At 47.7% G+C, this 1030-nt stretch carries 1 protein-coding gene and 2 pseudogenes; all 3 read left to right on the forward strand.

Going from position 1 to position 1030, the window contains the following annotated elements; translation table 11 throughout:
• Window positions 1-410 (forward strand): annotated as a pseudogene (locus L1271_RS24640) (tape measure protein); the annotation flags it as partial.
• Window positions 407-766, forward strand: a complete 360-nt coding sequence (locus L1271_RS24645) for a hypothetical protein (protein ID WP_235369057.1) — start codon at window positions 407-409, stop codon at window positions 764-766. The pseudogene L1271_RS24640 and the gene L1271_RS24645, both read left to right, overlap by 4 nt.
• 2 nt (window positions 767-768) lie before the next feature.
• Window positions 769-1030 (forward strand): annotated as a pseudogene (locus L1271_RS24650) (hypothetical protein); the annotation flags it as partial.

Consider the following 1030-nt stretch of genomic DNA (forward strand, 5'->3'; position numbering starts at 1 on the left):
CATCAACGTCAGAGCTATCCAAAATTTATGACCGGATATTTAAACAGCTCGTTTATATCGATGGCGAACAAAAGCGCGCATTGCGAGATTTAATTGACCGCCAGCGTGAATCGCTCAAACAAGTTGCCAGTGCCAAGCGTAATCCCACACGCTCAAACACAATCACACCGCGTGAAAACACTGAGTATTACAGCCCAAGTCCCGCACCGACTAGGCCAAACAATAGCTCACCACTGAGTGATGCCGTTAATGGCAAACTTGATAAATTGCTAACCCTACTGACAGGCCAACAATCAGGTAAGCGCATTGTGCTGGAACTCAAATTACCCAGTGGTAACACCGCTGAGCTGTACACCACTATCCGTGATCAACTTTTAGAAGAGCTTGAACAATTGAGTAACGCACAATGATAGTAATTAACGCCATAGAACTACCACACGCCGTGTGGACAGATGAGCACGATTATCAAGCCATTGCTGAGCAAACGGAACTCGCCATTAACGGCGCGCCTCATATTGAAAAAACAAAGCTACCTGGTCGGCCTATCACAATTGAGAGTGTGCTGGAGACTGCGAGTGCCTACATTGCACTATTTGACCATAGCCGAACCACGCTAACCGCGTTTGATATATCGATACGAGGCACGGTATACACCGTGGTTTGGGACCACAGTCAAAAGCCCTGCACAGGCAGTGCCGTTAGTTATTACTCGGATGCCGTACCTGATTTTTTTGAAAACATAACGCTTAGATTAAAAGTGGTATAAAGATGCTAAGAAGTCATTTAAAGATATTCAAACCCCAGCGGCTCGGCAGCGCCCCCAATGCAGGCGGCCACCGCACCAACAACGCGGTGATAAGCGGAAAGCTAAACGATGTATTTAGCTCAATCAGCGACGTAGACCATGCGCGCAGCGCATTTGATCTTGTAAAACTTTACCCCGCCGTTGCAACTGATGACGCAACTAAGCTTTCAGATGCACACGTATTCATAGCTGACCAACCAGACGACCCGCTGGTCAGCACGCTAC

The organism is Pseudoalteromonas sp. OF5H-5, from assembly GCF_021530695.1.
In the GTDB taxonomy this organism is placed as follows: Bacteria; Pseudomonadota; Gammaproteobacteria; order Enterobacterales; family Alteromonadaceae; genus Pseudoalteromonas.